Source organism: Nonomuraea sp. NPDC049695 (genome assembly GCF_040674955.1).
Classification (GTDB): Bacteria; Actinomycetota; Actinomycetes; order Streptosporangiales; family Streptosporangiaceae; genus Nonomuraea; species Nonomuraea helvata.
The window spans coordinates 44,348-67,357 of the sequence record NZ_JBFANV010000043.1 but is presented as its reverse complement, the minus strand read 5'-3'; the positions used below and the strand labels follow the sequence as shown (position 1 = coordinate 67,357).

Annotated in this window: 25 protein-coding genes and 1 riboswitch; of the genes, 9 read left to right on the top strand and 16 right to left on the bottom strand. The window is 70.3% G+C overall.

Annotated features, from left to right (window positions below):
* Positions 1-3: 3 nt before the first annotated feature.
* The 3 genes from ngcE to AB0J64_RS31740 all read right to left on the bottom strand — a co-directional run bounded on the left by ngcE (position 4) and on the right by AB0J64_RS31740 (position 3,038).
* The gene (ngcE, locus tag AB0J64_RS31750) at positions 4-1,443 is read right to left on the bottom strand and encodes an N-acetylglucosamine/diacetylchitobiose ABC transporter substrate-binding protein (RefSeq protein ID WP_364034918.1); all 1,440 of its coding nucleotides are present in this window, start codon (positions 1,441-1,443) and stop codon (positions 4-6) included.
* A gap of 165 nt (positions 1,444-1,608) precedes the next feature.
* Positions 1,609-2,499, bottom strand: a complete 891-nt coding sequence (locus AB0J64_RS31745; protein ID WP_364034915.1) for a hypothetical protein — start codon at positions 2,497-2,499, stop codon at positions 1,609-1,611.
* Positions 2,496-3,038: a sigma-70 family RNA polymerase sigma factor gene (locus tag AB0J64_RS31740; RefSeq protein ID WP_364034912.1), complete on the bottom strand. Its 543-nt coding sequence runs from the start codon at positions 3,036-3,038 to the stop codon at positions 2,496-2,498. Before AB0J64_RS31740 ends, AB0J64_RS31745 begins: the two co-directional genes overlap by 4 nt.
* A 164-nt stretch (positions 3,039-3,202) precedes the next feature.
* On the opposite strand from AB0J64_RS31740, the gene AB0J64_RS31735 reads away from it, so the two are divergent.
* Positions 3,203-3,805, top strand: a complete 603-nt coding sequence (locus AB0J64_RS31735; RefSeq protein WP_364034909.1) for an NAD(P)-dependent oxidoreductase — start codon at positions 3,203-3,205, stop codon at positions 3,803-3,805.
* Here the strand turns inward: AB0J64_RS31735 and AB0J64_RS31730 are convergent.
* On the bottom strand, positions 3,799-5,007 hold the full coding sequence (locus AB0J64_RS31730) for a DUF4032 domain-containing protein (RefSeq protein ID WP_344990966.1): 1,209 nt from the start codon (positions 5,005-5,007) through the stop codon (positions 3,799-3,801). The two genes, AB0J64_RS31735 and AB0J64_RS31730, sit on opposite strands and share 7 nt — an antisense overlap.
* Positions 5,008-5,029: 22 nt before the next feature.
* Here AB0J64_RS31730 and AB0J64_RS31725 point away from each other — a divergent pair, with 22 nt between their 5' ends.
* Positions 5,030-6,598, top strand: coding sequence for a DUF885 domain-containing protein (locus AB0J64_RS31725; RefSeq protein WP_364034906.1), 1,569 nt, complete (start codon positions 5,030-5,032; stop codon positions 6,596-6,598).
* Here the strand turns inward: AB0J64_RS31725 and AB0J64_RS31720 are convergent.
* Both AB0J64_RS31720 and AB0J64_RS31715 read right to left on the bottom strand, forming a co-directional pair.
* Positions 6,593-7,231 carry a class II aldolase/adducin family protein gene (locus AB0J64_RS31720; RefSeq protein ID WP_364034903.1) on the bottom strand — a complete coding sequence of 213 codons (639 nt, stop codon included), beginning with the start codon at positions 7,229-7,231 and terminating at the stop codon, positions 6,593-6,595. The two genes, AB0J64_RS31725 and AB0J64_RS31720, sit on opposite strands and share 6 nt — an antisense overlap.
* Before the next feature lie 144 nt (positions 7,232-7,375).
* Positions 7,376-7,960: a TetR/AcrR family transcriptional regulator gene (locus tag AB0J64_RS31715; RefSeq protein ID WP_364034900.1), complete on the bottom strand. Its 585-nt coding sequence runs from the start codon at positions 7,958-7,960 to the stop codon at positions 7,376-7,378.
* A gap of 46 nt (positions 7,961-8,006) precedes the next feature.
* Between AB0J64_RS31715 and AB0J64_RS31710 the strand changes: the two genes are divergently transcribed.
* Both AB0J64_RS31710 and AB0J64_RS31705 read left to right on the top strand, forming a co-directional pair.
* The gene (locus AB0J64_RS31710; protein ID WP_364034897.1) at positions 8,007-8,924 is read left to right on the top strand and encodes a carbohydrate kinase family protein; all 918 of its coding nucleotides are present in this window, start codon (positions 8,007-8,009) and stop codon (positions 8,922-8,924) included.
* Positions 8,921-10,135, top strand: coding sequence for an aminotransferase class III-fold pyridoxal phosphate-dependent enzyme (locus tag AB0J64_RS31705; protein WP_364034894.1), 1,215 nt, complete (start codon positions 8,921-8,923; stop codon positions 10,133-10,135). The genes AB0J64_RS31710 and AB0J64_RS31705 overlap by 4 nt, the downstream gene beginning before the upstream one ends.
* A 4-nt stretch (positions 10,136-10,139) precedes the next feature.
* On the opposite strand, the gene AB0J64_RS31700 is transcribed toward AB0J64_RS31705, so the two are convergent.
* The 4 genes from AB0J64_RS31700 to AB0J64_RS31685 all read right to left on the bottom strand — a co-directional run bounded on the left by AB0J64_RS31700 (position 10,140) and on the right by AB0J64_RS31685 (position 13,900).
* A complete protein-coding gene (locus AB0J64_RS31700) occupies positions 10,140-10,985 on the bottom strand; it encodes an alpha/beta hydrolase (RefSeq protein WP_364034891.1) in 846 nt (281 codons plus the stop codon).
* Positions 10,986-11,023: 38 nt separating this feature from the next.
* Positions 11,024-11,713, bottom strand: a complete 690-nt coding sequence (locus AB0J64_RS31695; protein WP_364034888.1) for a hypothetical protein — start codon at positions 11,711-11,713, stop codon at positions 11,024-11,026.
* Positions 11,714-11,902: 189 nt separating this feature from the next.
* A riboswitch (cyclic di-AMP (ydaO/yuaA leader) is annotated at positions 11,903-12,038 on the bottom strand.
* Positions 12,039-12,205: 167 nt separating this feature from the next.
* A complete protein-coding gene (locus AB0J64_RS31690) occupies positions 12,206-12,406 on the bottom strand; it encodes a DUF5302 domain-containing protein (RefSeq protein WP_344990989.1) in 201 nt (66 codons plus the stop codon).
* Positions 12,407-12,454: 48 nt separating this feature from the next.
* Positions 12,455-13,900: an MDR family MFS transporter gene (locus tag AB0J64_RS31685; RefSeq protein WP_364034884.1), complete on the bottom strand. Its 1,446-nt coding sequence runs from the start codon at positions 13,898-13,900 to the stop codon at positions 12,455-12,457.
* Positions 13,901-13,968: 68 nt separating this feature from the next.
* Between AB0J64_RS31685 and AB0J64_RS31680 the strand changes: the two genes are divergently transcribed.
* Complete coding sequence (locus AB0J64_RS31680; protein ID WP_364034881.1) at positions 13,969-14,460, top strand: PadR family transcriptional regulator; 492 nt, start codon at positions 13,969-13,971, stop codon at positions 14,458-14,460.
* A gap of 6 nt (positions 14,461-14,466) precedes the next feature.
* Here AB0J64_RS31680 and AB0J64_RS31675 read toward each other — a convergent pair whose 3' ends face one another.
* Positions 14,467-15,033, bottom strand: a complete 567-nt coding sequence (locus AB0J64_RS31675; protein WP_364034878.1) for a class I SAM-dependent methyltransferase — start codon at positions 15,031-15,033, stop codon at positions 14,467-14,469.
* A gap of 124 nt (positions 15,034-15,157) precedes the next feature.
* On the opposite strand from AB0J64_RS31675, the gene AB0J64_RS31670 reads away from it, so the two are divergent.
* On the top strand, positions 15,158-16,159 hold the full coding sequence (locus AB0J64_RS31670) for a rod shape-determining protein (RefSeq protein WP_364034875.1): 1,002 nt from the start codon (positions 15,158-15,160) through the stop codon (positions 16,157-16,159).
* Between the two features lie 4 nt (positions 16,160-16,163).
* On the opposite strand, the gene AB0J64_RS31665 is transcribed toward AB0J64_RS31670, so the two are convergent.
* On the bottom strand, positions 16,164-16,457 hold the full coding sequence (locus AB0J64_RS31665; RefSeq protein WP_364034872.1) for an STAS domain-containing protein: 294 nt from the start codon (positions 16,455-16,457) through the stop codon (positions 16,164-16,166).
* A gap of 168 nt (positions 16,458-16,625) precedes the next feature.
* Here AB0J64_RS31665 and AB0J64_RS31660 point away from each other — a divergent pair, with 168 nt between their 5' ends.
* A complete protein-coding gene (locus AB0J64_RS31660; protein WP_364034869.1) occupies positions 16,626-17,066 on the top strand; it encodes a hypothetical protein in 441 nt (146 codons plus the stop codon).
* A 371-nt stretch (positions 17,067-17,437) separates the two neighbouring features.
* Here AB0J64_RS31660 and AB0J64_RS31655 read toward each other — a convergent pair whose 3' ends face one another.
* Genes AB0J64_RS31655 through AB0J64_RS31640 form a run of 4 tightly spaced genes read right to left on the bottom strand, consistent with a single transcriptional unit; the run spans position 17,438 to position 21,028 of the window.
* Positions 17,438-18,658: an ABC transporter permease gene (locus tag AB0J64_RS31655; protein WP_364034866.1), complete on the bottom strand. Its 1,221-nt coding sequence runs from the start codon at positions 18,656-18,658 to the stop codon at positions 17,438-17,440.
* Positions 18,658-19,353 (bottom strand): ABC transporter ATP-binding protein, encoded by a 696-nt coding sequence (locus AB0J64_RS31650; protein ID WP_364034863.1) that lies wholly within the window; start codon positions 19,351-19,353, stop codon positions 18,658-18,660. The genes AB0J64_RS31655 and AB0J64_RS31650 overlap by 1 nt, the downstream gene beginning before the upstream one ends.
* Positions 19,350-20,507, bottom strand: coding sequence for a peptidoglycan-binding protein (locus AB0J64_RS31645; protein ID WP_364034860.1), 1,158 nt, complete (start codon positions 20,505-20,507; stop codon positions 19,350-19,352). Before AB0J64_RS31645 ends, AB0J64_RS31650 begins: the two co-directional genes overlap by 4 nt.
* On the bottom strand, positions 20,507-21,028 hold the full coding sequence (locus AB0J64_RS31640) for a hypothetical protein (RefSeq protein WP_364034857.1): 522 nt from the start codon (positions 21,026-21,028) through the stop codon (positions 20,507-20,509). Before AB0J64_RS31640 ends, AB0J64_RS31645 begins: the two co-directional genes overlap by 1 nt.
* Positions 21,029-21,173: 145 nt before the next feature.
* Between AB0J64_RS31640 and AB0J64_RS31635 the strand changes: the two genes are divergently transcribed.
* Both AB0J64_RS31635 and AB0J64_RS31630 read left to right on the top strand, forming a co-directional pair.
* Positions 21,174-21,830 carry a response regulator transcription factor gene (locus tag AB0J64_RS31635; protein ID WP_364034854.1) on the top strand — a complete coding sequence of 219 codons (657 nt, stop codon included), beginning with the start codon at positions 21,174-21,176 and terminating at the stop codon, positions 21,828-21,830.
* Positions 21,827-23,005, top strand: a complete 1,179-nt coding sequence (locus AB0J64_RS31630) for an ATP-binding protein (RefSeq protein ID WP_364034851.1) — start codon at positions 21,827-21,829, stop codon at positions 23,003-23,005. The genes AB0J64_RS31635 and AB0J64_RS31630 overlap by 4 nt, the downstream gene beginning before the upstream one ends.
* Positions 23,006-23,010: the final 5 nt, after the last annotated feature.

Below are 23,010 nucleotides of genomic sequence, written 5' to 3'. Positions count from 1 at the left end.
TGCTCACTGGCTCCGCGTCTGCTTGGCGACCGCGTCGTCCTTCTTGATCTGGTCGGCCTTCTTCTGCATGTCGGCGCAGAACTTCTCCGGGGTGACGCGCCCGGCCATGACCACGTTGATCTGCTGGGTGCCGTAGTCGAACAGCTCCTTGTACCAGCCCTCGAAACGCGCGTCGGTGATGATGTTCTGGCCGGCGGCGTCCTGGGCCTTGGCGGCGCTCCGCAGGCCGGCGGGCAGGTCGAGGCCGTCGGCGGCGCCGTTCACCACCGTGAGGTTCTCGGTCTTCTCCGTGAAGCCTCGCGCGCCTTCCTTGGACAGCATGATGCGCAGGTATTCGAGGCCGCCCTGCGGGTTCTTGCCCTTGGCCGCGACCACGAAGTTCTCGCCGACGCCGACCTGGATGGCGCCGTACGGCATCTTGTCCGCGGAGGTGACGTCGGGAAGGGGGGCGATGGCGTACTCGAAGTCGTCGGGCTTGTCCTTGGCCATCTCGTTCTCGATCCAGGAGCCCACCGGGTAGAAGAGCAGCTTGTTCTGGAGCTGCTTGATCTGGGTCTGGGTGTGGTCGAGGCCAAAGTACGCTTTGTCGCCATATTTCGCCTGGATGGCCACCCAGGCCGCGACCGCCTGCTTCATCGGCTCGGCGTTCCAGGCGTTGTCGACCAGGTTGTCGATGTCGATGATGACCTGGTTCCCACCGATCTTGGCGGCCGTGTAGAGGACGTTCCAGAGCTGGTAGTACGGACCCTTCAGCCCCGGGTACGCGAAGAGCAGGATGCCCTCCTGCTTGGCCTTGTCCCCCAGTGCCGTGAACTCGGCCCACGTCTTCGGCAGCGTCCACCCCTTGGAGGCGAACAGCTTGGCGTTGTACCAGAGCGCCCGGTGCGACACCGTGTAGTTGAGCACGAGGTCCTTGCCGTCGATCTTGGCGTTGTCGATGACGGCGGGCGTGACGGTGTCGCGTACCTTCTTGGCCGGATCGTCGATGGACGGGGCGTCGAACAGCACGCTCAGGTCGGCCAGGTGCCCCTCGGCGGCCAGCGCGGCCAGGTCCATCGACTCGGGGCCGGAGTTGTTGAGCACGTCGGGCACGTCGCCGCTGACGAAGCGCGGGCGTAACTGGGTGCCGATCTGCTGGGTGGCATCGTGCTTGACCGTCACGCCCGGGAACTCCTTCTTGTAGAGCGCCTCGTGCACGTCCTTGGCGTACGCGTCGCCGTACCCGCCGCCGAAGATCACCACCTCGAGCGGCTTCTTCGGATCGACGCCGAACGGATTCTTGGAGCTCGCGGAGGCGGTGATGCTGGGGGCCGCCGACGGCTCCCCTCCCGTGCCGCCGGTGGCGCAGGCACTGAGCAGGCCCGCGCCGGGGCCGGCGACGAACGCGGTCATGCCGAGGCGGCGCAGCATCTGACGCCGAGTGATCTCGCCCGGGTGGGTCATCAGGGCTCCCGTTTGGAATTAGGAAAGTTTCCTAAACGTTTGCCCGAACGTACGGACGGCCGCCGACACGCGTCAAGGGGGTGCAATCGAGACGTGACCGTGCCGTGATCCGCCGGGGTCAGACGAAAAGCATCGTCGAGCGCGGCGAGAACGGCAAGAGCCGATTCACTCCTTCCACCAGTCGGGGCCCTGGCGCAGCGGAGCTTTGGGCAGCGACTCCTTGGGCACGTCGGAACCGGCCTCGACCATCACTTCGGCGGCGTCGGACGCGGTCTTGCGCGCGTAAGCGACGACCCAATCGTCCTTGATGTACGGGGCCTCCACCTCGTATCCGACGCCGGTGCCGTCAGGGTTCCGCCACATCGCTATGTAGGTGATCTTGAGCCCCATCCGCTCCAAGCCGGCCCTCACCTCGGCCACCCGCTTACCGTCTGCCCTGTAGCCGTCGACTTCATCGCCGTCCGGGTTCGGGGAGATCAGGCCCGCAGTGGCATAGCGCTCCCCTGGCGCGGCGGGCCGGCCGATGCCGAAAATGATCTTTCCGGCGGAGTGGACGGGTATGGAGACCTTGCCGCACCAGGCGGAGGCACAGGGTTCCACCGGGGTGATCGTCATACCCATGCCAGGCGGGAAGGTCCCGTCCATGACCGGGCCGACCAGCTCGCCCACCTGCTCCGGCGCCACCGGAGCCTTCTTCACCTCGGCGTCCAGCCCGACCGCCCGGAACGCCTTCGTGAACTCCTCCGCCTCGGCCTCGGGGTCGTTGATCGCCACTTCCAGGTAGTCGTCGCCGGCCTTGACCGAGACGGCGGCGTTGGCGTACTCGGTGACGGGGCCGCCGAACGGCACTCCGACGACGAGTACGGCAGCCGCCACGGCCGCCACCGCACCCAGCGCGAGCCACCGTCCTCTGCGCGGGGCACGCCTTCGCGCCGGCACCCGCTCCTCGGCCGTGATCGACTCCATCAGCGCCCGCGCCCCCGCGCCGGACGCCTGCCCCACGGGGTCCCCGGCCAGCTGTTCGTCCCGCACCCGGGCGAGATCGGCGAGGTTCACAGGCTGCTCCCTTCCATCGCGACGGCGCGCGAATACTCGATACCGGCCTGGGCCAGGCCACGGGCGAAGCGCTTGCGTGCGCGGTAGAGCCTGACTCGTACGGCGTTACGTGAGATGCCGAGCACCTTGGCGATCTGGCCGGGATCCAGCCGCTCCCAGGCGACCAGCGCCAGCAGCTCCCTGTCGTCCTCGGACAGGGCCCGGAACACCCGGCCCAGCTGCGAGAGGTCCTCCCTGGGCGGCTCGGCCACGAGCGGCGAAGCCGCCAGTTGCGCGCGCAGGGCGGCGGTCCGCTGCTCGTGCCGCCGCTCGCCGCGCCGCTGATTGGCCAGCACGTTCCTGGCCACCCCGAAGAGCCATAACCTCGCTTCGTCGCCCTCGGGGACCTCCTCCATGCGCCGCCACGCGACCATGAAGGTCTCGGCCACCACGTCGGCCGCGTCGTCGGGGTCCGAGCAGCGACGCAACGCGTACCCGAGCAGCGGCCCGTACGAAGATCCGTAGATCTCCTCGAACCGGCTTTCGGGATCGACTCCCATCCGTTCTCCCTTATAGCGGCGATATCACCACTCACCCCATGTCCGGAATGTAGGGAGCATTACCGGTACGGCGCAGAAACACCTTCGGCGTGACGCCGATACACGTCCTGAGCTGGGCGAAGCGCTTCGGCCCGTCGGTCAGGCCGATGGATACTCTGGCTCTCATGAAGATCCTGCTCTTCGGCGCGACCGGCATGATCGGTCAGCGCATCGCCGCCGAGCTGACCAACCGCGGCCACCAGGTGACCGCCGTCAGCCGCAAGGGCCCGGTCAAGGGCGACGTCCACGACGCCGCCACGCTGGCCGAGGGCTACGACGCCGTCGTCTCCGCCATCGCCCCGCCGCGCGACGGCACCGAGCCCGAGCCGCCGTTCCTCGACGCCAACCGCGCCCTCATCGAGGGCGTGCGGGCGGCCGGGGTGCGCAGGCTGATCGTCGTGGGCGGCGCGGGCAGCCTCCAGATCGCGCCCGGTCAGGACCTGGTCGACACGCCCGACTTCCCGGACAGCTACCGAAAGGAGTCGCTGGCCCAGAGGTCGGCCCTCGGCCTCTACCGGGAGGTCGAGGACCTCGACTGGACCTACATCTCGCCGGCCGCCGAGATCGCGCCCGGCGAGCGTACCGGCGTCTACCGCATCGGCGGCGACACGCTGCTGGCCGACGCCGAGGGCCGCAGCTTCATCTCGGCCGAGGACTACGCGGTCGCCGTCGCGGACGAGCTGGAGAACGGGGCCCACCCGCGCAAGCGCATCACGGTGACCTACTGAGACGGCTCGTCCGGCAGGAGCGCCTTCTCGTCGGGCTTGTGCACGAGCACGTTGTCCACGTATGACTTCACGGCCGCGGCCAGCCCCACGTCGGCGCCCTGCTCCTCCGACAGGTACCAGCGGTGGTCGAGTATCTCGTGGAAGAGCTGCGCGGGCTCCAGCTTCCCGCGCAGTTCCGCGGGAATGGCGTCGACCGTCGGCTGGAACACCTCCGCCAGCCACCGGTGCGCCACGATGGCCTCGTCCTCGTGCCGCAGCCCCTTGGCCACCCTGAACCCGTCGAGGTCGTTGAGCAACCGCCGCGCCTGGTTCTCCTCCACGTCCAGACCGGTCAGCCGGAGCAGCCGCCGCTGGTGGTGCCCGGCGTCCACGACCTTGGGCCGGACGATGAGCCGCCCGGTGCCGACCTTGCGCCGCACCATCATCTCGGCCACGTCGAAGCCGAGCAGGTTCAGCCGCCGGATCCGCTGCTCCACCCGGTGCCAGTCGACCTCTTCGATGATCTCGCTCTGGGTGATCTCGTCCCACAGGCGGTGGTAGCGGGCGACGACGTCCTCGGCGGTGTCCATGGGGTCGATGGACGGGTGCAGCAGCCCGCCGGCCTCCAGGTCGAGCATCTCGCCGAAGATGTTCGTGTGCGCGGCGTCGATGTCGGCCAGCCGCTGGCCCTCACTGATCATCGGGTGCATCTCGCCGGTCTCGGCGTCCACCAGGTACGCCGCGAACGCCCCCGCGTCCCTGCGGAAGAGCGTGTTGGACAGCGAGCAGTCACCCCAGTAGAAGCCGTTCAGGTGCAGCCGCACCAGCAGCACGGCGAGCGCGTCCAGCAGCCGGGTGAGCGTGTCGGGGCGCAGCGTGCCCGACATGACCGCGCGGTAAGGCAGCGAGAACTGCAGGTGCCTGGTGATCAGCGCCGCGTCCAGCCCTTCCTCGCGGCCGGTGACGTACGCGACCGGCTCCACGGCGGGGGCGTCGAGACGGGCGAGATCCCAGAGCAACTGGTACTCCCGCTTGGCGTAACGCTCGCTGATCTCCTTGATCGCGTACACCTTGCCGGACAGCCGCGCGAACCGCACCACGTGCCGCGAGATGCCGCGTGGCAGATCGACGAGGTGGTGCTGCGGCCAGTCTTGGAGGGGGACCTCCCAGGGGAGGCGAATGAGGTCAGGGTCACCTAGCGCGCCAGTGATCTGCAGGGGCATTTGCTCAGGATATGGTGCATCAGTGGACGAGTTTCTCAAGTGGTACTTTTCCGACCGTCCCGTCGTGGCCAGCTTGTTAGGGGCCGACGGTTACGATCACACGCTCGGCGACTTCGCCGCCACCGCCTGGGCCGCCCGCGAACGGGAGGAGGTCCGCTGGCTCGAACACCTCTCGGGCATCCAGACGACGACCCTGGACGACACGATCGACAGGGAACTGGTCCTCTCCCAGCTGAGGGGCTCGATCGCGCTCGCGTCCTGGCCCGAGTGGCGGCGCGACCCCGCCGTCTACCTCTCGCCGATCTTCGGCTCGATGTACGCGCCGTTCCAGCGGCGACTCAAGCCGGAGCCCGAACTGGTCTCCTCGGCCCTCTTGCGCCTGGCCGAGGTGCCCGGCGTGCTGGCCGCCTGCCAGGCCAACCTGGACCCGGAGCTCGCCGCGCCGCTGCTGGTCAAGCGCGGGCTCGGCCAGGCGCGCACCGGCCGCAACTTCCTCACGCGCACGATCCCGTCGATGGTCGAGGACCCCGAGCTCGCCGCCAAGCTGGCCGAGGCCGCCGAGCCGGCCGCGCGGGCGTTCGACGAACTTGTCACGTTCCTCGAGGGCTTCCAGTGCGGCGGCACCTGGCGGATGGGCGAGAAGCTCTACTCCATGTTGCTGCGCGAGAAGGAGCTGCTCGGGTACGGCGCCGCCGAGCTGCACGAGAAGGGCAAGGCCGCCTGGGCCGACCTGGACGCGCGGATGCGCGAGGTGGCGGTCCACGTCAACGGCGGCGAGGACTGGCGGGCGGCGATGGAGTCCCTCATGGACGACCATCCGCCGACGCTGGCCGACATGCGGGCCGAGTACGCGGCCGAGACCCAGCGGGCCAGGGACTTCGTCAAGGAACGGGACCTGGTCACCTTCGCCGACGGCGAGGAGTGCGAGGTGCTGCCGTCGGCCGAGTACACCCGCCCGGTCCTGTCCGTCGCCCACTACCTGGCGCCGCCCCCGCTGAGCGCCTCACGCAGGGGCATCTTCTTCGTCCCCTACACGCCCGACGACTTCACCCCCGAGCAGGTACGTCAGCGCCTGCGGACGAACTCGCGGGCCCAGATGCCCTCGATCTCCGTGCACGAGGCCTATCCGGGGCATCACTGGCACCTGTCGTACATGGCGGGCAATCCCCGTACCGTCAGGAAGGTCTTCCGGACCTCGTACTTCACGGAGGGCTGGGCCCTGTACGTGGAGAAGCTCCTGCACGAGCAGGGCTACTTCGACACCCCGGCGACCGAGCTGGCCCACCTGGACTGCCGGATCTTCCGCGCCGCCAGGATCGTCGTGGACACGGCCCTGCACTGCGAGGACATGTCGATCGAGGAGGCGGAGACGTTCATGGCGACCAAGGCGTCGCTGTCTCCCGGCACGGCCCAGGGCGAGGTGAACCGCTACTGCGCCTGGCCCACGCAGGCGCCGTCCTACCTCACGGGCGCGATCGAGATCGACCGCATCCGGCAGTCGTTCAAGGGGTCGCTGAAGGAGTTCCACGACAAGATCGCCGGGTCGGGCGGCCTGCCCCTGGGGCTGGCGGAGCAGGTGGCGCTGTCATAGTTCTCTGCGTGGGAACGTGGGAGGGTTCAGCGCGCGCTCGACCACGGCGCCGAGCTGCTCATCCGTGAGAATGGTCGGTTTGCCGACGCCGAGCCCTCGCACGTACACCTCGCAGAGCCACTCCAGCAGCCGGGTGGACTCGAACGCCTCCTCCAGCGTCGCCCCGATGGTCACCCCGCCGTGGTTGGCCATCAGGGCGGCCCGCTTGCCCTCCAGCGCCGCCCGCACGTTGGCGGCCAGCTCGGGCGTGCCGTAGGTGGCGTACTCGGCCACCCTGACCGTGCCGCCGAGCAGCAGCGCGTTGTAGTGCACGGGCGGCAGCTCGGTCATGGTGGTGGCCACGACCGTCCCGAACACCGAGTGCGTGTGCACGATGGCCTTGGCGTCCGTGCTCTCGTAGACGGCCAGGTGCATGGGCGTCTCGCTGGACGGCTGGAGCTCGCCTTCCACGAGGTGGCCCTCGACGTCCACGACGGGGCACATCTCCGGGGTCAGCCGGTCGAGCGCCACCCCTGAGGGGGTGACCGCGACCAGCTCCCCCTCGCGCACGCTCAGGTTGCCCGACGTGCCGATGACCAGGCCCAGCTCGACGGCGCGGCGGCCGTACTCGCATAACTGCTCGCGCAGGCTCATGCGGTTGGAATGTAGTCGGTCGTCCGAATTACAGCAATGTTCATGGCCTCACTCCGTGAGGCGGGTTCGGTCGCCCTTGATGCCGCCGCCTTCCCCCGCTCTGGTCGCTACGCTCCCGCCGCTCTTCCAGGCGGCGGCGCTCCCTCACAGGCGATCGAGGGCCTGGAGCATGAGGCGCTCGACGTCGACGCGCTTGAGCCGTCCCGGGTAAAGGAGCAGGTGCAGGCTGAGGCCGTCCATCAGGGCGAGGAGGTGCTCGGCCAGGTCGTCCAGGTTGTCGTCGGTGCGCAGCTCGCCGGCCGCACGGGCCTGCCCCAGCAGGTCGCGTACGGCGCCGCGCAGCTCGGCCGCCTCCGTGCGCTGCACCTCGGCCAGGCGCTCCGAGGCCAGGCTGCGGCTCCAGAAGCTGACCTCCAGCCGGCTCTCCTGGGTGCGCTCCGCGTCCAGCGGCAGGTTGTCCAGCAGCAGCTCACGCAGCGCGGCCAGCCCGGTCACGCCCTCGATCTTGCCGGTGAGCCGGTCCCGGATGCGCTGGTGCGACTGGCGCAGCGCCGACAGCATGATCTCGTCCTTGTCGGCGAAATAGTGGGCGAGCACGCCGTTGGAGTAGCCGGCCTCCTTGGCGATGGCCCGCGTGGTGGCGGCGTCGATGCCGTCCCTGACGATCACCCGGCGGGCGGCTGACAGGACCTCGCGCCGGCGCTCGTCGTGATCGACGATCTTGGGCATCGGCTCCTCCATTGACTTTTTATTCGGGCGTCTGTCTATTTAGACTATGACCGTCGCCACCGTCGGCGTCCACATCGTCGACATTCTCGCCAGGCCCGTCGATCACATCCCCGAGGGCCAGGACACCGTACTGGTGGACCAGATCCGCCTCACCGCCGCGGGCGCCGCCGCCGGGACCGCCGTCGACCTGGCCAAGCTGGGCAACCCCGTGGTCACCATGGGCGCGATCGGCGACGACGAGCTGGGCGACTTCCTGGTGGCGGTGCTCACCAAGCGCGGCGTGGACGTCTCACGTCTCGTGCGCAGGGCGGGCGAGCAGACGGCCGCCTCGATCCTGCCCATCAGGCCGGACGGCGGTCGGCCCAGCTTCCACGTGCCCGGGGCGAACCTCACGGTGACGTACGCGGACCTGGACGCCGACGTGCTGCGTGGCGTGCGGGCGATCCACCTGGGCGGGATGGACGTCACGTTCGGCCTGGGCGACCCGGCGTTCTTCGCCCTCCTGGACTCGGTGCGTGCCGCGGGCACGATCATCACGATGGACCTCCTTTCGGAGATGCCTGACTTATTGGGAATGGCCCGGGCTTTTCTGCCGCACGTGGACTACGTGCTGCCGAACGAGTCGCAGGCGCTCCTCATGACCGGCTGCTCCGATGTCCAGGAGGCCGCCCAGGCCCTGCTGGCGGACGGGCCGCGCGGCGTGCTCGTCACGCTGGGCGCGTCAGGCAGTCTCGTGGTCACGCCGGACGGGACGGAGCCGGTGCCCGCCCTCAAGACGGACGTCTCGGACACGACCGGCTGCGGCGACGCGTACTGCGCCGGATTCCTGACGGGGCTCCTGCACGGCCAGGACGTGCTGACCGCGGCCCGCTGGGGCACGGCCGCCGCCGCCCGCGTCGCCACGGGGCTCGGCTCGGACGCCGGCCTCACCGACCTCGACTCGACTCTAAGGATCCTCGGATGACCGACGCAGAACTCCGCCGGCGGGCCTTGAAGGTCGTGCCCGGCGGCATGTACGGGCACCTCAACGCCGCCCTCTTCGCCCCCGGCTTCCCGCAGTTCTTCGAACGCGGCGAGGGCTGCCGCCAGTGGGACGTGGACGGGCGCGAGTACATCGACTTCATGTGCAGCTGGGGCCCGATCGTGCTGGGGCACCGGCACCCGCGCGTGGAGGAGGCCGCCGCCAGGCAGGCCGCACTCGGCGACTGCCTCAACGGCCCAGGACCGGTCATGGTCGAGCTGGCCGAGCTGCTCGTGGACACCGTGCCCAGCGCCGACTGGGCGATGTTCTCCAAGAACGGCACCGACGCCACCACCCAGGCCCTCATGGTCGCGCGGGCCGCCACCGGCCGGACCAAGGTGCTGATGGCGCACGGGGCCTACCACGGGGCGGACCCCTGGTGCACGCCGTCCGTGTCGGGCACGACGCCCAACGAGCGGGCGGATCTGGTGGAGTTCACGTACAACTCCCTCGAGTCGCTGGAGGCCGCGGCGGCGACCGTGGAGGGGGACGTGGCGGCGATCATCGTGACGCCGTTCAAGCACGACTCGTTCGAGGACCAGGAGCTGGTGGAGCCCGCCTTCGCGCGCGGCGCCAGGGCCCTGGCCGACCGGCTCGGGGCGGCGCTGGTGATCGACGACGTGCGGGCGGGGTTCAGGATCGACCTGCGCGGCTCATGGGAGCCCTATGGCGTACGCCCTGACCTGACGGCCTGGTCGAAAGCCATGGCCAACGGCTACCCGATCGCGGCCGTCACCGGCACGGACGCGCTGCGCGGACCCGCGCAGACGCTGTACTCCACGGGCTCGTTCTGGTTCTCGGCGGTCGCGATGGCGGCGGCCAAGGCGACCATCGAGACCCTGCGCGACGAGGACGGCATCGGTGCCATGGAGCGGGCCGGCACGCAGCTCCGCGAGGGGCTGTACGCGCAGGCCAAGTCCCACGGGTTCGTGGTGAACCAGACGGGACCGGTGACGATCCCGTGGCTCAGCTTCGACGGGGACGCCGACCTCTCCGTCGCGATGCACTGGAGCGACGCCTGCCTGCGGCACGGGGTCTACCTGCACCCGTGGCACAACTGGTTCATGTCGGCCGCGCACACGGAGGCGGACGTGGCGAAGGCGCTTGAGGGCACGGACCAGGCGTTCGCCGAGACCCGCGCCCACTTCGGCTAGGAGGTCAGCCGGCGGTGAGCTTGGTGATCTCGTCCACGAAGGACGGCCAGAGCGGGCGCGGCAGGTCGTGGCCCATGCCCGGATAGGTCACCAGGCGGGCGCCGGGGATGGCCGCGGCCGTGGCGTGGGCGGCGGCGACCGGGATGAGCTGATCGGCCTCCCCGTGCACCACCAGCGTGGGCACCCGCACGCCCGCGAGCAGCTCCGTGCGGTCGGGCGAGGCCATGATCGCGGCGAGCTGCCTGGCCGTGCCGTCGGGGTCGAAGCAGCGGTCGTACGCCAGCCCGGCCAGCTCGCTGATCCTCTCGTGGTCCAGGCCGAACCCGGGTGAGCCGAGAACCGACCAGGTCCGCAGTGCGTGGGCCAGCACGGCTTCGCGGTCGGACGGCGGCCTGGCCATGAGGGCGGCGAGCGCGGCCTCCGTCGGCGGGGCCACCGAGGGGCCGGGCGTGGACATGATCGAGGTCAGGCTGAGCACCCGCTCGGGATGGCGGATGGCCAGTGCCTGGGCGATCATGCCGCCCATCGAGGCTCCGGCCACGTGCGCGGCGGGCCAGCCGAGGGCGTCCATGAGCCCCGCCGCGTCGTCGGCCAGGTCGTCCAGCAGGTACGGCGAGGGCGCCCCCAGCGCGGGAGCGCCCTTGTCATGGAAGTGGGTGGACAGGCCCGCGTCGCGGTTGTCGAACCGTACGACGTGATGTCCCTGCTCTGCCAGCAGCTCGCAGAGCCCTTCGTCCCAGTGGATGAGCTGCGCGCCGAGCCCCATGATGAGGAGCAGGGGACGGCCCGCGTGCGAACCGAAGCTCTCGTAAGCGATGTCGATGCCGTTCGCGGCTACACGGGTGGTCACGACGACCAGAATGACATTCTGGTAGCAGCCCGTAAAGGTCAGAGGTTGATGAGGCTCCGGACGCGCTCGCTCGTGAGCGCCAGGCTGCCGCCCGCCACGGCCACGGCGCCGGCCACGACGGCGGCCGCGGTCTTCGAGACCGGTGGTGCGGGCACGGCCTGAGCGGCCGCGGGCTCGGGCGCGGGCGGCTCGGCCGGGTTGTCGTCCTGCTCGGCCCAGGCGCCGGTCGAGAACGCGACCGGGAGGTTCTTCTTGCCGGGCCCCTTGCCCCACTTGGTGATGACATAGTCGACCTTGATGTGGCCCTCGCCACCGATGCCGTCGACGCCCAGCGTGTCGGGGTTGAACGTGCCGCCGGTGAGTTCCGCGAACGTCTTGGCGTCCAGGTCCAGCATGACCCCGCGGTTGGAGGGCTCGCCCGGGCCACGGTCGCCGACGAAGAAGGGCATCTTCTTGCCCTTGTAGACCACGTAACCCTCGGTCATGAGCGGCCAGCTCGGGCTGGCGGCCAGTTCCTTCTGCATGGGCTTGCCGCTGGCGGGCAGACCGGTGTCACCGGCCCTGCCGGAGGAGTCGTCCCAGAAGTACGAAGCCGTGGTCGAGCCCTTGAGCAGGACCCTGTCCTCAGTGTTCGGATCGGCGTGAGCCGCGGTGCCGGCGATGGTCAGCGCGCCTACCGTGGAGGCGGTGATCAGAGCGAGTGAACGCAGGCCAAAACGTGCAGACATGAAAAGTAAAGTCCTTCGCGACGGGGGCAGGGAGGTTGCGCTCACTCGAAAAAGGGCGTAGCAGGGCAAAGCACCTGACAAGGGGGGAAAGCTACGCAGAGCGCGGAAGAAGCCTGAGGAAGGGGCCGCTCAGGAGGCGGCAGCTATCACGCTGTCCGAAAGTTCGACGCGGTCGTCCAAGTCGTTAACATGTCCTCTCCATCTCGCCTACCGGGTTAGCTGACGGGTTCGGGCGTGGAGATGCCCTACCGACACACGGTCGGATTCACCCCAACTGCAGTGGGTCCCCGGTTCCCGAGCGTTCGGGATTCGGCGCCAGCCGGCTGTCCCTCCTGGATGAGGTCCACGCCACCGGCTGTGAATTGGCCAACACTCTAACCACGCATTCCGGACATACGCAAACACTTCGTCATGAATCCGGCAGAAGATCTACCTACCCCGACAAAGAAAAAAGGGGGCACGGCACTGCCGTACCCCCTGAAAATGCCAGCCTCAGCCGCCGCTCTTGCGCCTGAACGATCTTTTACTCGCAGCCGGACCGTGCGACCCGTGAATCTTCGACGAGTCACCGCCCCTGCCACCCGCGCCCGAGCCCGCCTGCTGGTTACGCTTGCGCTCCAGCGCCTCGCGGAACTTGCGCTTCAACTCGTCCTCGGGAGTCTCGCTGACTTCCTGCTCCGGTGTATCCGCCATGAGGACCTCCATGGTGTTGGGGACACTCACAGCTTCGCATGGGCCCGCTTATGACGCGAAACCGGCTTCCACCTTGCTTTGCGGGACGGCCGGCGCCTCCAGCCGCCTGCCCGGCATCGCCACCAGCGCCACCAGGGCGATCACCGCCCCCGCCACGCCCAGCGACGGGATGACCACGGCCGCGGCGGAGGCGTGCGCGGCGGCCAGGCCGTGCACGGGCGCGTCCGCGGCCACGGTGGAGCCGTAGAGGGTGCCGCCGACAGCCAGCGCGACGGAGCCGCCGATCTGGCGGAAGAAGGTCAGGTTCGCCGAGGCGGTGCCGATGTACTGCGGCTCGACCGACTGCTGCGCGGCCACGGTCAGCCCGGACAGCATCGGGCCCATGCCCAGCCCGATCAGCAGCATCCAGCCCGCCAGGAGCACCCCACCGGTGTGCGCGGTCAGGTTCACGCAGAGCAGGGTGCCCGCGACCAGCAGGAACGGCGACACGACCAGCCACGGCTTGTAGACCCTGGTCCTGGACATGAGCGCCCCCATGAGGGCGCTGCCCGCGACCATCGCCAGCGTCATCGGGTAGATCCTCAGCCCCGACTCGGTGGCGCTGACGCCCAGGGACTCCTGGAAGTACCGCGGCAGGAACACGACTCCCGCGTACATGCAGAAGGCCGTGCAGAACGACGTGACGTTCACGAGCGTGTACGTACGGCTGCCGAACAGGTGCATGGGCATGATCGGGCTGGCCGCCCGCCTCTCGACCAGCACGAACACCGCGAGCAGCGCGAGCGCGAGCGCGATCGGCCCGGCCACGGCGGCGTCGGTCCAGGTGTGCCGGTCCATGCCCTTCTCCGTCAGTCCCAGCAGCAGCGCGCTGATGGCCACGGTGAAGACCGCGATGCCCGCATAGTCGGGACGCCCGCCTCCGGTGCCCGGCCGGTGCGGCAGGCGGAGCACGACGATGGCGATCAGCGCGAGGCCGAGCGGCACGTTCACGTAGAAGGACCACCGCCAGCTCGCGTGGTCGGTGAACAACCCGCCGAGGAACGGCCCCGCCAGGTACGTCAGCCCCATCACGCCGCCGAGCGCGCCCTGCACGCGGGCGCCGCTCCTGCCCGGCCCCGGAGGGAACATGTCCATCACCAACGCCATCGACAGCGGCAGCAGCGCACCCGCGCCGAGGCCCTGGAGCGCGCGGAAGCCGATGAGCTGCGCCATGTCCTGGGCCGCCCCGCACAATGCCGAGCCCGCCACGAACACCACCATCCCGACCAGCAGCAGCGGCTTCCTCCCGTGCTGGTCGGAAAGGCGACCGTAGAGCGGCACCGTCACCGTCGAGGTGAGCAGGTACGCCGTCACCACCCAGACGTAGAGCGTGCTGCCGCCCAGTTCGCTGGTGATGCGCGGCAGGGCCGTGCCGACGATCGTCTGGTCGAGCATCGCCAGGAACATCCCGCCGAGCACGGCGAGCAGCACAAGCCCGTTGCCACGGGGCTTCATGTCAGTATTCACATGTGAAGATTGACGTGTAACTCCTTACATGTCAACTCTTCGATATGCTGGGGGCCATGTCCCTTCGGATCGCGCTGCTCGGGCTGCTCGAGGCTGTGGGCCCGGCGAGCGGTTACGACCTGGCCAAGAAGTTCGAGCATTCGCTCAACCACGTCTGGCAGGCCGGGCACACGCAGATCTATCCCGAGCTGGTGAAGATGGCCGCCGACGGGCTCGTGGCGATCGAGTCGGAGGGCGCGAGGGGGCGCAAGATCTACGCGATCACCTCTGAGGGCACGCGTGAGCTGCACACGTGGCTGGTCGAGCACCAGCCCGCCGTGACGATACGCAGCGAGACCGCGCTCCAGGCGTTCCTGCTGCCGCTGCTCGACAGGGACGAGGCGATCGCGGTGGTGGAGCGGATCAGGGACGGGTTCGCGGCGCGGCTCGCGGTGCTGGAGTGCCATCCCAGGGACGGGATCGGCTCGTACGCGGCGAATCTCGGCAGGAGCCAGACCAGCGCCGGACTGGCGTGGGCCGAGGAGACGCTGGCCGACCTCAGGCGCTGACGTCGTTCAGTCGCGGGTGAACGCCAGGAGACGGAACACCGGGTCGGGGCTCGGTCGCCCCTGCCCGTGTCCCACGAATCTGGTCTCGCCGCTCGGCCGGAGCCCGTGCCTGGCCGCCTCCTCGACCACCAACTCGGCCCGGTCGGACGGCTCCCTGCGCCCTCCCGGGCCGTGGGCGGCCCGCTTGTCGACGGTCGTGACGAACACTCCACCGGGCCGCAGCACGCGGGCGGCCTCGGCGATCACCGGCCGGGCGTCGTCCAGCAGGTGCAGCAGCCAGATCGTGGTGACCGCGTCCACCGAGCCGTCGCGTACGGGCAGCGTACTGGCGTCGCCCAGAACCACGTCCGCGCGCCCGGCGGCGATCCGCGCCATCCCCGCGGAGGCGTCCACCCCGAACACCCGCAGCCCCCGCCCGGCCAGCTCCCTCGTGACCAGCCCGGTGCCGCAGGCGATGTCGAGCAGCGTGCCACCGGGCACGAGGCGCCGGACGGCGTCGGCCGCGGCCACGGCACGCGGCAGCCCGCCCCTGGTCTCGTCGTAGCGGTCGGCCTCGAGGTCGTAGTCGAGCACGGCAGGTCCTCCTGGGGTCGGGGGCGCTTCACCTTAAGTAAAGGGGAACCGTTCGGTTCCTGGTGTTGCGTTGGAGCGGCTCAGGAAAGAGAACCGGCATGACGGTCAAGCCCCCGGTCCTGCCATGAGCCTCCTCGGCCGTGACCTCGCGGTGGATCTGGGGGGCGCGAGCACGCGGATCTACGCCCGCGGCAAGGGCATCGTGCTCGACGAGCCCTCGGCTGTCATCCTCGACGACCGCACCGGCAAGGTCATCGCGTACGGTGCGGACGCGACCGACGGGGAGGCGTGCCGGCCGGTCAGCGGCGGCCTGCCGGTCGACGGAGAGCTCACGCAGCGCATGGTCAGGCATTTCCTGAGCAAGGTGCACCGGCGTCCGTTCGCCAGACCGCGCCTGGTCATGGCACTGCCCGACGGCTGCACCCCGATCGAACGGGCGGCGCTGAGCGATCTGGCGTTCGAGGCGGACGCCAGGCGCATCGTGCTGATCCCGCACTCGCTCGCGGCGGCGCTCGGCGCCGGGCTGCCGGTCGACAGTTTCGCCGGGCACATGGTGATCGACATCGGTCGCGACTCGGCCAGGATCGCCGTGCTCTCGTCCGGGGCGGCCGTGGCCACGGCCTCCGTACCGGGCGGCGGCGAGGCGGTCAACAGGGCCATCGTCCGCCTGGTCGAGCAGGAGCACGGCCTCCTCCTCGACGAGCACGAGGCCGAGTCGGCCAAGCGCGACATCGGCACCGAGTGGAAGCCGCTGGACCGGCACGTGACCGTGCGCGCCCGCGACCCGGACACCGGCCGTGAGCGCGAGGTACGGCTGCCGGTCCAGCAGGTTTACGAGGGGACCAGGCAGCCGGTCGAGGCGATCGTGCGGGCGGCGATGGAGACGGTCGAGCGGTGCCCGGCCGAACTGGCCGCGGATCTCGGGGGGCGCGGCGCGGTGCTGCTGGGAGGCGGCGCGCTGCTGCGGGGGCTCGCGCAGCGGCTGCGGGCGTCGCTGAAGATGCCGGTACGGAGGGCGGAGCGGCCGCTGGAGTGCGTGGCGTTCGGACTGGGACGGTTCGTGGACGACATGGGCCCGATCGCCCGGCTCCGCAGTGGCCTCACCTGGGCTGGGCCGGACAGGTGACCGCTCAGCTGATCCCCAACCCCCGGGTGCGATCCCAGCCCGTCACGGCCAGGAGGCGGCGCACCGCAGGAGAGATCGGGTCCAGGATCAGCCTGCGCGGCGGGGATAATCGGGCGGCGGCGGCCACGATGACGCGCAGCCCGGACACGTCGATGAAGGCCAGTTCCCCGAGGTCCATGCGGATGTCCCCGTCGCCTGTGAGAACCGCGCGGTGGAGGGCTCCGGCGAGGCGCTGGTGGTTGCCGTAGTCGACCTCGCCGGTTACGCGGAGGCCGTACGGGTGCGAAGTGGGCGTCACGTGAGCTTGATCACCTGTCTCGAAAATCATCCTGCTCCGGTAGCGCCGCCTTAATCGCGATAAGTACTGTCCCTGCCCGCGAAAAGGTGATTTATACAGATCATCGCCCTCGGAGTGTCCTGTGCCGTTTACCGGGTGGCCGTGGACGATCTCCGATATGGTCCGATCGTGCGCGCCCGCCGTCACGGTTTGCCCGCGGTGCTCCTCTGTGTCGCGGCGATGACGGCCTGCGCGACGGCGCCCGAACTGCCCACCATCGAAGAGGCCGCCCGGCAGCTCGACACCGACGCCGGCACCCTGCTCACCGCCTCCGAACTCCATGTGTCGCCCGCCTCGCCGGAACCGGACGGCTCGTGCGTGCCCGGACAGGTGCGGCGGTACTTCCGGGCCGAGAGCGACCTCGCCGACGCCTCCACAGGGCTTCTCGAACGGCTCCATGCGATGGGGTACGACCAGGTGGTCGACGACCTGGATCTGCGGGACGAGGACCAGGCTGTCGCCGTTCTGCGCAATCCGCGGACCCGCCTGACGTTCGAGCTGACCGTTCTCTCGGGAGAGAAGCCCGGCGTCCTCCTCGTCGGCAAGACCACCTGCTACGCGGCCGACTGACCCCCACACCCACCATCTGCGTCGGCACCGCCGCACGCTCATGCCCGCACCGTCGCCGCCACGGCCCACCCACACCCTGGCACCACAACACCGCCGCGTGCACCGGCTCCGCAACGGTGCGCTGCTGCGGTGGCGGGGCGTAGTGGGGCGGCGCACCGTGACAGCACAACCCGTGACAGCGGCGCCCCATGACCGCCCGACAGGCGACCTCCGACACGCGCCCTCCGACGCCCGACGCGCGACCGCCAGCGCGACGCGGGCGCCCCAGCCGGACAGCTCGCCCAACCGAGGCGCACAATCCAGCGGCACGGCCGCCCCCTGAGCGGCGCTCCCGTGCCGACCGACGCACCCGTGCGCGAGGCCGAAGGACGTCAGGGCGTGGAGAGGGCCTCCGTCGGGGACAGGCGGGAGGCGCGGATCGCCGGGTAGAGGCCGGCGGCGGCGCCGATGACCAGGGTCGCGGCGAGGCCGCCGAGGGTGGCCCAGGCGGGCACCACCGAGGGCCAGCCGCTGTACAGCGCGTACCCCATCGTGACGCCCGTCCCCAGCAGGATCCCCCCGCCCCCGCCCAGGGCCGACAGCAGGAGCGACTCCGCGAGGAACTGGGTGCGGATCTGGCCGCGCGTGGCCCCGAGCGAGCGGCGCAGGCCGATCTCCGCGCGGCGTTCCAGCACCGAGATGACCATGGTGTTGGCCACGCCGACCCCGCCCACGAGCAGCGCCACCGCGCCCACCCCCAGCAGGAGGTTGGCGAACGCCTGGCTGGTCGCCTGCTTGGCGGCCAGGGCGTCGGACGGCCGGGAGACGTCCACCTCGTTGGGCGCCTCCGGGTTGGCGGTGCCGGCCAGCACCTGGCGTACGGCCTCCAGCCTGGCCTCGTCCGAGCGCGTGTAGAGCGTCGTCGGGTGCCCGTCGAAGCCCAGCCGGGACTCCGCCACCGGCCAGCCGACGAGGACGCCGCTGTCCAGGTCGGTGGCGAGCGCCACCGGGTTCAGGATGCCGATGACCGTGAAGCGGATCCCTCCGACCACGACCTGTGTGTCGGGCGAGGGCGAGCCCACGCCGAGCCGCTGCGCCGCGGAGGAGCCGAGCACGGCGGCCGGGTAGCGTTCGGTGGCCGCGTTGAGCCAGGTGCCGTTCCGCAGCGTCGCGCCCACGGTGGCGGGCAGGTCGAGGCGGGCCGCGTACGTGCTGATGCCGCTGGTCTGCGCCTCGGGGATCTCCTCCGACCGGTAGACCTTGACCTCACCCATGCGCCCGATCGACGAGACGGCCTGGACGGGGCCGATGCGCTCGATCATGGCCTCCGCCTCCTTCGGCATCTGCGCGGCCTCGCCCATGAGCGTGGTGCCGGACGAGACCGTGAGCAGATTGGTGCCGAGCGCGGAAAGCGTACGGTCGAGTTCGGCGCCCGACGAGGACGAGAGCCCGACCACGCCCACCATCGCCGCGATGCCGATGGCGATGCCCAGGGCGGACAGGAACGCCCGCAGCGGCCGGGTGCGCAGGCCCACCGCTCCGACGCGCATCACGTCGCGCGGCCGCATCCTGGCCGGCGACAACTTCGGCCGCGCCACCTCCACCACGCTCATCACACCGCCTCCAGGGAGATCCGGGCGGTGTCGGAGACGATCTGGCCGTCGCGCATCCGTACCTGCCGGGGCAGGCCGGCGGCGATCTCCCGGTCGTGCGTGATGATCACGATGGTGGTGCCGCCCGCGTTCAACTCGCGCAGCAGCTCCATCACGCCCGTTCCGGACACCGAGTCCAGTGCCCCCGTCGGCTCGTCGGCCAGGAGCAGCGGCGGATCGCCCGCCACGGCCCTGGCGATGGCCACGCGCTGCCGCTCGCCGCCGGACAGCTCGTGCGGCTCGTGGTCCATCCGGTGACCGAGCCCCACCCGTTCCAGCGCCTCGGCCGCGCGGCGGCGGCGTTCCGACCTGCCCAGGCCGGTGTAGACGAGGCCGTCGGCCACGTTGTCCAGCGCCGGGACCTTCGCGGCGAGGTGGAACGACTGGAACACGAACCCGATCGTGGTGGCCCGCAGCGCCGACAGCTGGCCGTCGGACAGCTTCGACACGTCGTACCCGTCGATGTGGATGGTCCCGGCCGTGGGCCGGTCGAGGGTGCCGACGACGTTGAGCATCGTCGACTTGCCCGACCCGGACGGGCCGACGATGGCGACCAGCTCGCCGTGCCGGATCCGCAGCGACACCGACGCCAGTGCCGCCACGCCGCCCGGGTACGTCTTGGACACGTCCGTCAGGTCGATCATGGGATACGTCATTTCGGCATCCCCACGGTCATGCCCTCGGTGAGCCCGTCGCCGCTGATCTCGACCCGTCCCCCGGAGAACAGACCCGTCTCAACCTTGATATATCGGGACCTACCACCTTCGATGACCTCCAGGCCGTACCCGCCTTCCTGCAGCGCCACCAGCGCCGCCACCGGCACGGTCAGCACGTTCGTCCGCTTGGAGGCCGTGAACGTCACGTCCACCGCCGCCTTGTCCAGCCCCTTGGCGGCCTTGACGGTCCCGATCGAGACGAGCGCCTCCACCCTGGTCTCCGGGTCCGCGTTCTGGCCCTCGGCCGGCTCGATGACCGTGGCCACCTCGGTGACCTTGCCCTTCACGCTCTTGCCGCCCGGCAGCGTGACGTCGACCTTGGCGCCCTTCCTGGCCATCCGCTGGTCCTCGGCCTCCAGCTTGACCGTGACCACCTTGGACGTGCCCGTATAAGTCAGGACCTTCTGTCCCGGGGCGGTCGGCTGGCCCTCCTCGGACTCGAGGCTCTCCACCCGCACCTTGCCGGGGGCGAAGACGACCCGGCCCAGCTCGACCACGCCCGTCTCGTCCAGGCCGCGGTCCTCCTGCCATTCCCTGACCGCCTCGGCCGTGTCATAGGTGTACTCGTCGTCGACCGTGAACCCGTCGTAGCCGAGCTTGCTGAGGTTCCGCTCAAGGTTCTCGACGTCCTTGCCCTCCACGCCGACCTTGAGGTCGCGGTAGGCGGGCGTCGAGCCGTACATGAGCATGACCGGCTTGTTGTCCACCCGGTACAGCGACCTGCCTCGGGTGATCTGCGCGCCGCTGTCGGGCAGCCAGGTGATCGTGCCCGGCTTCCTGCTCACCGCCGTGCTCACCGGGCCGTAGCCGAGCTCGCCGTCGGCGTCCCTGGTGTCGTTCAGGGTCTGCCTGGTCACCGTGGTGGTGGCCGGGGGCAGGGCGCCTGCCGACCGCGTGGGGCCGGCGCTCCCTTTGAGCAGGCCCGCGCTGTTGACGGCCACGAACCCGCCTCCGGCCACGGCCACCACGGTCAGGAGTCCGGCGACCAGCTTGCCCCGGCCGCGGCGACGGCGCGGACGGGAGGGCGTCGCGTCCGGCTGCGCCTTTCCGTCAAGGGTCGCCCCGCCTGTCACCCCGCCTGTCACTGGGCCCATCAAAGCCCTCCCATACCGGCCTCGGCGGACTCCTTCTGGCACTTCTGCTGGGCGGACTTGAAGTCGGGGTCTTCGCCGACCTCGCCGGTGATGCGCATGCCGCCGCCGTCCGGGTCGGGGAAGCTCTCCACGCCGTTGTCCCGCATGCACTGGGCGAGCTTGCGCAGCGCCTCTGCGCGCTTCGAGTCGGGCGCGCCGGACTTCTCGCCGCTCGGGGCGTACTGCTTGCACGTCTGCTGGGCCTTGTCGAGCGTCTCCTTCGGGATGCTCTTGTCGATCTTCATCATGATGCCCTTGCCCGGCTGCGGGTCGTCCACCTGCACGCCGTTCTCGCGCATGCACTGGGCGAACTTGAGCATCTTCTGGTACGGGTCTTCGCTCGGCTTCGCGCCGGCCCCGGGCTGGGTGCCGGTGGCCGTGCCGCTGACCGACGCCACGTCGGCCCCGCCGCCGTCGTCCGCGCCGCAGCCGGCCAGGAACAGGGTGGCCGCCGCCAGCGCGCCGAGGACTCGTGCTCGCATGGAATCTCTCCTCTGTCGGATGGATGCGCTCTCGAGGGGAGATGCAATAGGGGCCGCTGTTTCCGCAGCGTTTCCGTTCCGCGCTTACTTCGAGCAAATGCCGCTTCCGTCACACTCGGCTCCGTAAGCGAATGAAAGGTGCGCCATGCGGGTGCTGGTGGTTGAGGACGAGCTGCTGCTCGCCGACGCGATTGCCGAGTGGCTGCGGGATGAGACCCATGCGGTCGATCTGGCGCACGACGGCGAGGCCGCGCTGGAACGGATCGCCGTCAACGACTACGACGTGGTCGTGCTGGACCGCGACCTGCCGCGCGTGCACGGCGACGAGGTGTGCAGGGAGCTGGTGGAGTCGGAGCGGGACGCGCGGGTGCTGATGCTGACGGCCGCCGCCCAGCTCGACGACCGGGTGACCGGCCTGACCTTGGGAGCCGACGACTACCTGGCGAAGCCGTTCGCGTTCCCCGAGCTGGCCGCCCGCGTGCTGGCCCTGGGAAGGCGCTCGCGCCCGGCCGCCCCGCCCGTGCTGCGGCGGGCCGGGATCACGCTCGACCCGGCGCGCAGGGAGGTGTTCAGGAACGGGCGGTTCGTGCCGCTGTCGAAGAAGGAGTTCGCGGTGCTGGCCGAGCTGCTGCGGGCGAACGGGAGCGTCGTCTCGGCCGAGCAGCTGCTGGAGAAGGCGTGGGACGAGAACGCGGACCCGTTCACCGGGGCGGTCCGGCTCACCATTCTCAAGCTGCGCCGCAAGCTCGCCGACCCGCCGGTCGTGGAGACCGTGCCGGGGGTGGGGTACCGGATCGCATGAGCCTCCGGTTACGGCTCACGCTGATGTACGGGGCCGTCTTCCTGGTCGCCGGGCTGACCCTGCTCGGCGTCACGTATCTCCTGTTCAACCAGCAGCTGACCCAGTCGTTCGAGAGCCGGTACGAGCCCGAGATCGGCAGGAGGAAGAACCTGATCCTCGCCCAGGACGGCGTCATGCTCACCGGCGACGCCGCGGTGGAGTGGCTGCGACGGCAGGAGGAGGAGCTGCGGGGCGCGGCCGTCACCTCGCTGCTCACGCAGGGCGCGATCGCGCTGGCCGTGGTCGGCGGAGCGGCGCTGGGGCTCGGCTGGGTGGTCGCGGGCCGGGCGCTGGCCCCGCTGCACCGGGTGACGGACACGGCGCGGAAGATCGCGGCCGCCCCCATGGCCGAGCGCGGGCTGCACGAGCGGATCGCGCTGAAAGGTCCCGACGACGAGGTCAAGCAGCTCGCCGACACGTTCGACACCATGGTGGAGCGGCTGGACCAGTCCTTCGACGGGCAGCGCAGATTCGTGGCGAACGCCTCGCACGAGCTGCGTACGCCGCTCACCCTGAACCGGGCCCTGGTCGAGCTGGCCATGCACCGCCGTGCCGCCCCTCCCGAGATCAAGGAGCTGGGCGAGAGCCTGCTGGAGATCAACGCCCGCCACGAACGGCTCATCTCCGGCCTGCTCCTGCTGGCCCGCTCCGAGCAGGAGATCGCCGACCGGTCGCCGGTGGACCTGGCGGACGTGGTGACGCACGTGGTCGCGCAGACGGCCGGGGACGCTCACGAGGCGAAGGTCACCGTGTACGAGGTGACCGCCCAGGCGCCCACCACCGGGGACGCGTTGCTGCTCGAACGGCTGGTGCACAACCTCGTCGAGAACGGCATCCGGCACAACGTGGACGACGGGACCGGATGGGTGCGGGTGGTGAGCCGTACCGTGTCCGACGGCAACGTGGAGGTCGAGGTCAGCAACACCGGGCCGAGCGTGCCACCGTACGACGTCCCGCTGCTGTTCAAGCCGTTCCACCGGCACGGGGCCGAGCGCGTGGTCACGGCGCGGAGCGCGGGGCTGGGGCTGTCGATCGTCCGGTCGGTGGCGGTCGCGCACGGCGGTGACGTCAGGGCGCGGCCGCGAGAGGGCGGCGGCCTGATCGTGACCGCCTCCCTGCCGCACGCCCCTCATTGACTCGT

Bases quoted from the DNA above. Each gene is read 5' to 3' on its own strand.
- ngcE (WP_364034918.1), bottom strand. From the start codon at position 1,443: ATGACCCACCCGGGCGAGATCACTCGGCGTCAGATGCTGCGCCGCCTC.
- AB0J64_RS31740 (WP_364034912.1), bottom strand. From the start codon at position 3,038: ATGGGAGTCGATCCCGAAAGCCGGTTCGAGGAGATCTACGGATCTTCG.
- AB0J64_RS31735 (WP_364034909.1), top strand. From the start codon at position 3,203: ATGAAGATCCTGCTCTTCGGCGCGACCGGCATGATCGGTCAGCGCATC.
- AB0J64_RS31730 (WP_344990966.1), bottom strand. From the start codon at position 5,007: ATGCCCCTGCAGATCACTGGCGCGCTAGGTGACCCTGACCTCATTCGC.
- AB0J64_RS31720 (WP_364034903.1), bottom strand. From the start codon at position 7,231: ATGAGCCTGCGCGAGCAGTTATGCGAGTACGGCCGCCGCGCCGTCGAG.
- AB0J64_RS31715 (WP_364034900.1), bottom strand. From the start codon at position 7,960: ATGCCCAAGATCGTCGATCACGACGAGCGCCGGCGCGAGGTCCTGTCA.
- AB0J64_RS31710 (WP_364034897.1), top strand. From the start codon at position 8,007: ATGACCGTCGCCACCGTCGGCGTCCACATCGTCGACATTCTCGCCAGG.
- AB0J64_RS31705 (WP_364034894.1), top strand. From the start codon at position 8,921: ATGACCGACGCAGAACTCCGCCGGCGGGCCTTGAAGGTCGTGCCCGGC.
- AB0J64_RS31695 (WP_364034888.1), bottom strand. From the start codon at position 11,713: ATGTCTGCACGTTTTGGCCTGCGTTCACTCGCTCTGATCACCGCCTCC.
- AB0J64_RS31690 (WP_344990989.1), bottom strand. From the start codon at position 12,406: ATGGCGGATACACCGGAGCAGGAAGTCAGCGAGACTCCCGAGGACGAG.
- AB0J64_RS31685 (WP_364034884.1), bottom strand. From the start codon at position 13,900: ATGAAGCCCCGTGGCAACGGGCTTGTGCTGCTCGCCGTGCTCGGCGGG.
- AB0J64_RS31680 (WP_364034881.1), top strand. From the start codon at position 13,969: ATGTCCCTTCGGATCGCGCTGCTCGGGCTGCTCGAGGCTGTGGGCCCG.
- AB0J64_RS31670 (WP_364034875.1), top strand. From the start codon at position 15,158: ATGAGCCTCCTCGGCCGTGACCTCGCGGTGGATCTGGGGGGCGCGAGC.
- AB0J64_RS31655 (WP_364034866.1), bottom strand. From the start codon at position 18,658: ATGAGCGTGGTGGAGGTGGCGCGGCCGAAGTTGTCGCCGGCCAGGATG.
- AB0J64_RS31650 (WP_364034863.1), bottom strand. From the start codon at position 19,353: ATGACGTATCCCATGATCGACCTGACGGACGTGTCCAAGACGTACCCG.
- AB0J64_RS31645 (WP_364034860.1), bottom strand. From the start codon at position 20,507: ATGGGCCCAGTGACAGGCGGGGTGACAGGCGGGGCGACCCTTGACGGA.
- AB0J64_RS31640 (WP_364034857.1), bottom strand. From the start codon at position 21,028: ATGCGAGCACGAGTCCTCGGCGCGCTGGCGGCGGCCACCCTGTTCCTG.
- AB0J64_RS31635 (WP_364034854.1), top strand. From the start codon at position 21,174: ATGCGGGTGCTGGTGGTTGAGGACGAGCTGCTGCTCGCCGACGCGATT.
- AB0J64_RS31630 (WP_364034851.1), top strand. From the start codon at position 21,827: ATGAGCCTCCGGTTACGGCTCACGCTGATGTACGGGGCCGTCTTCCTG.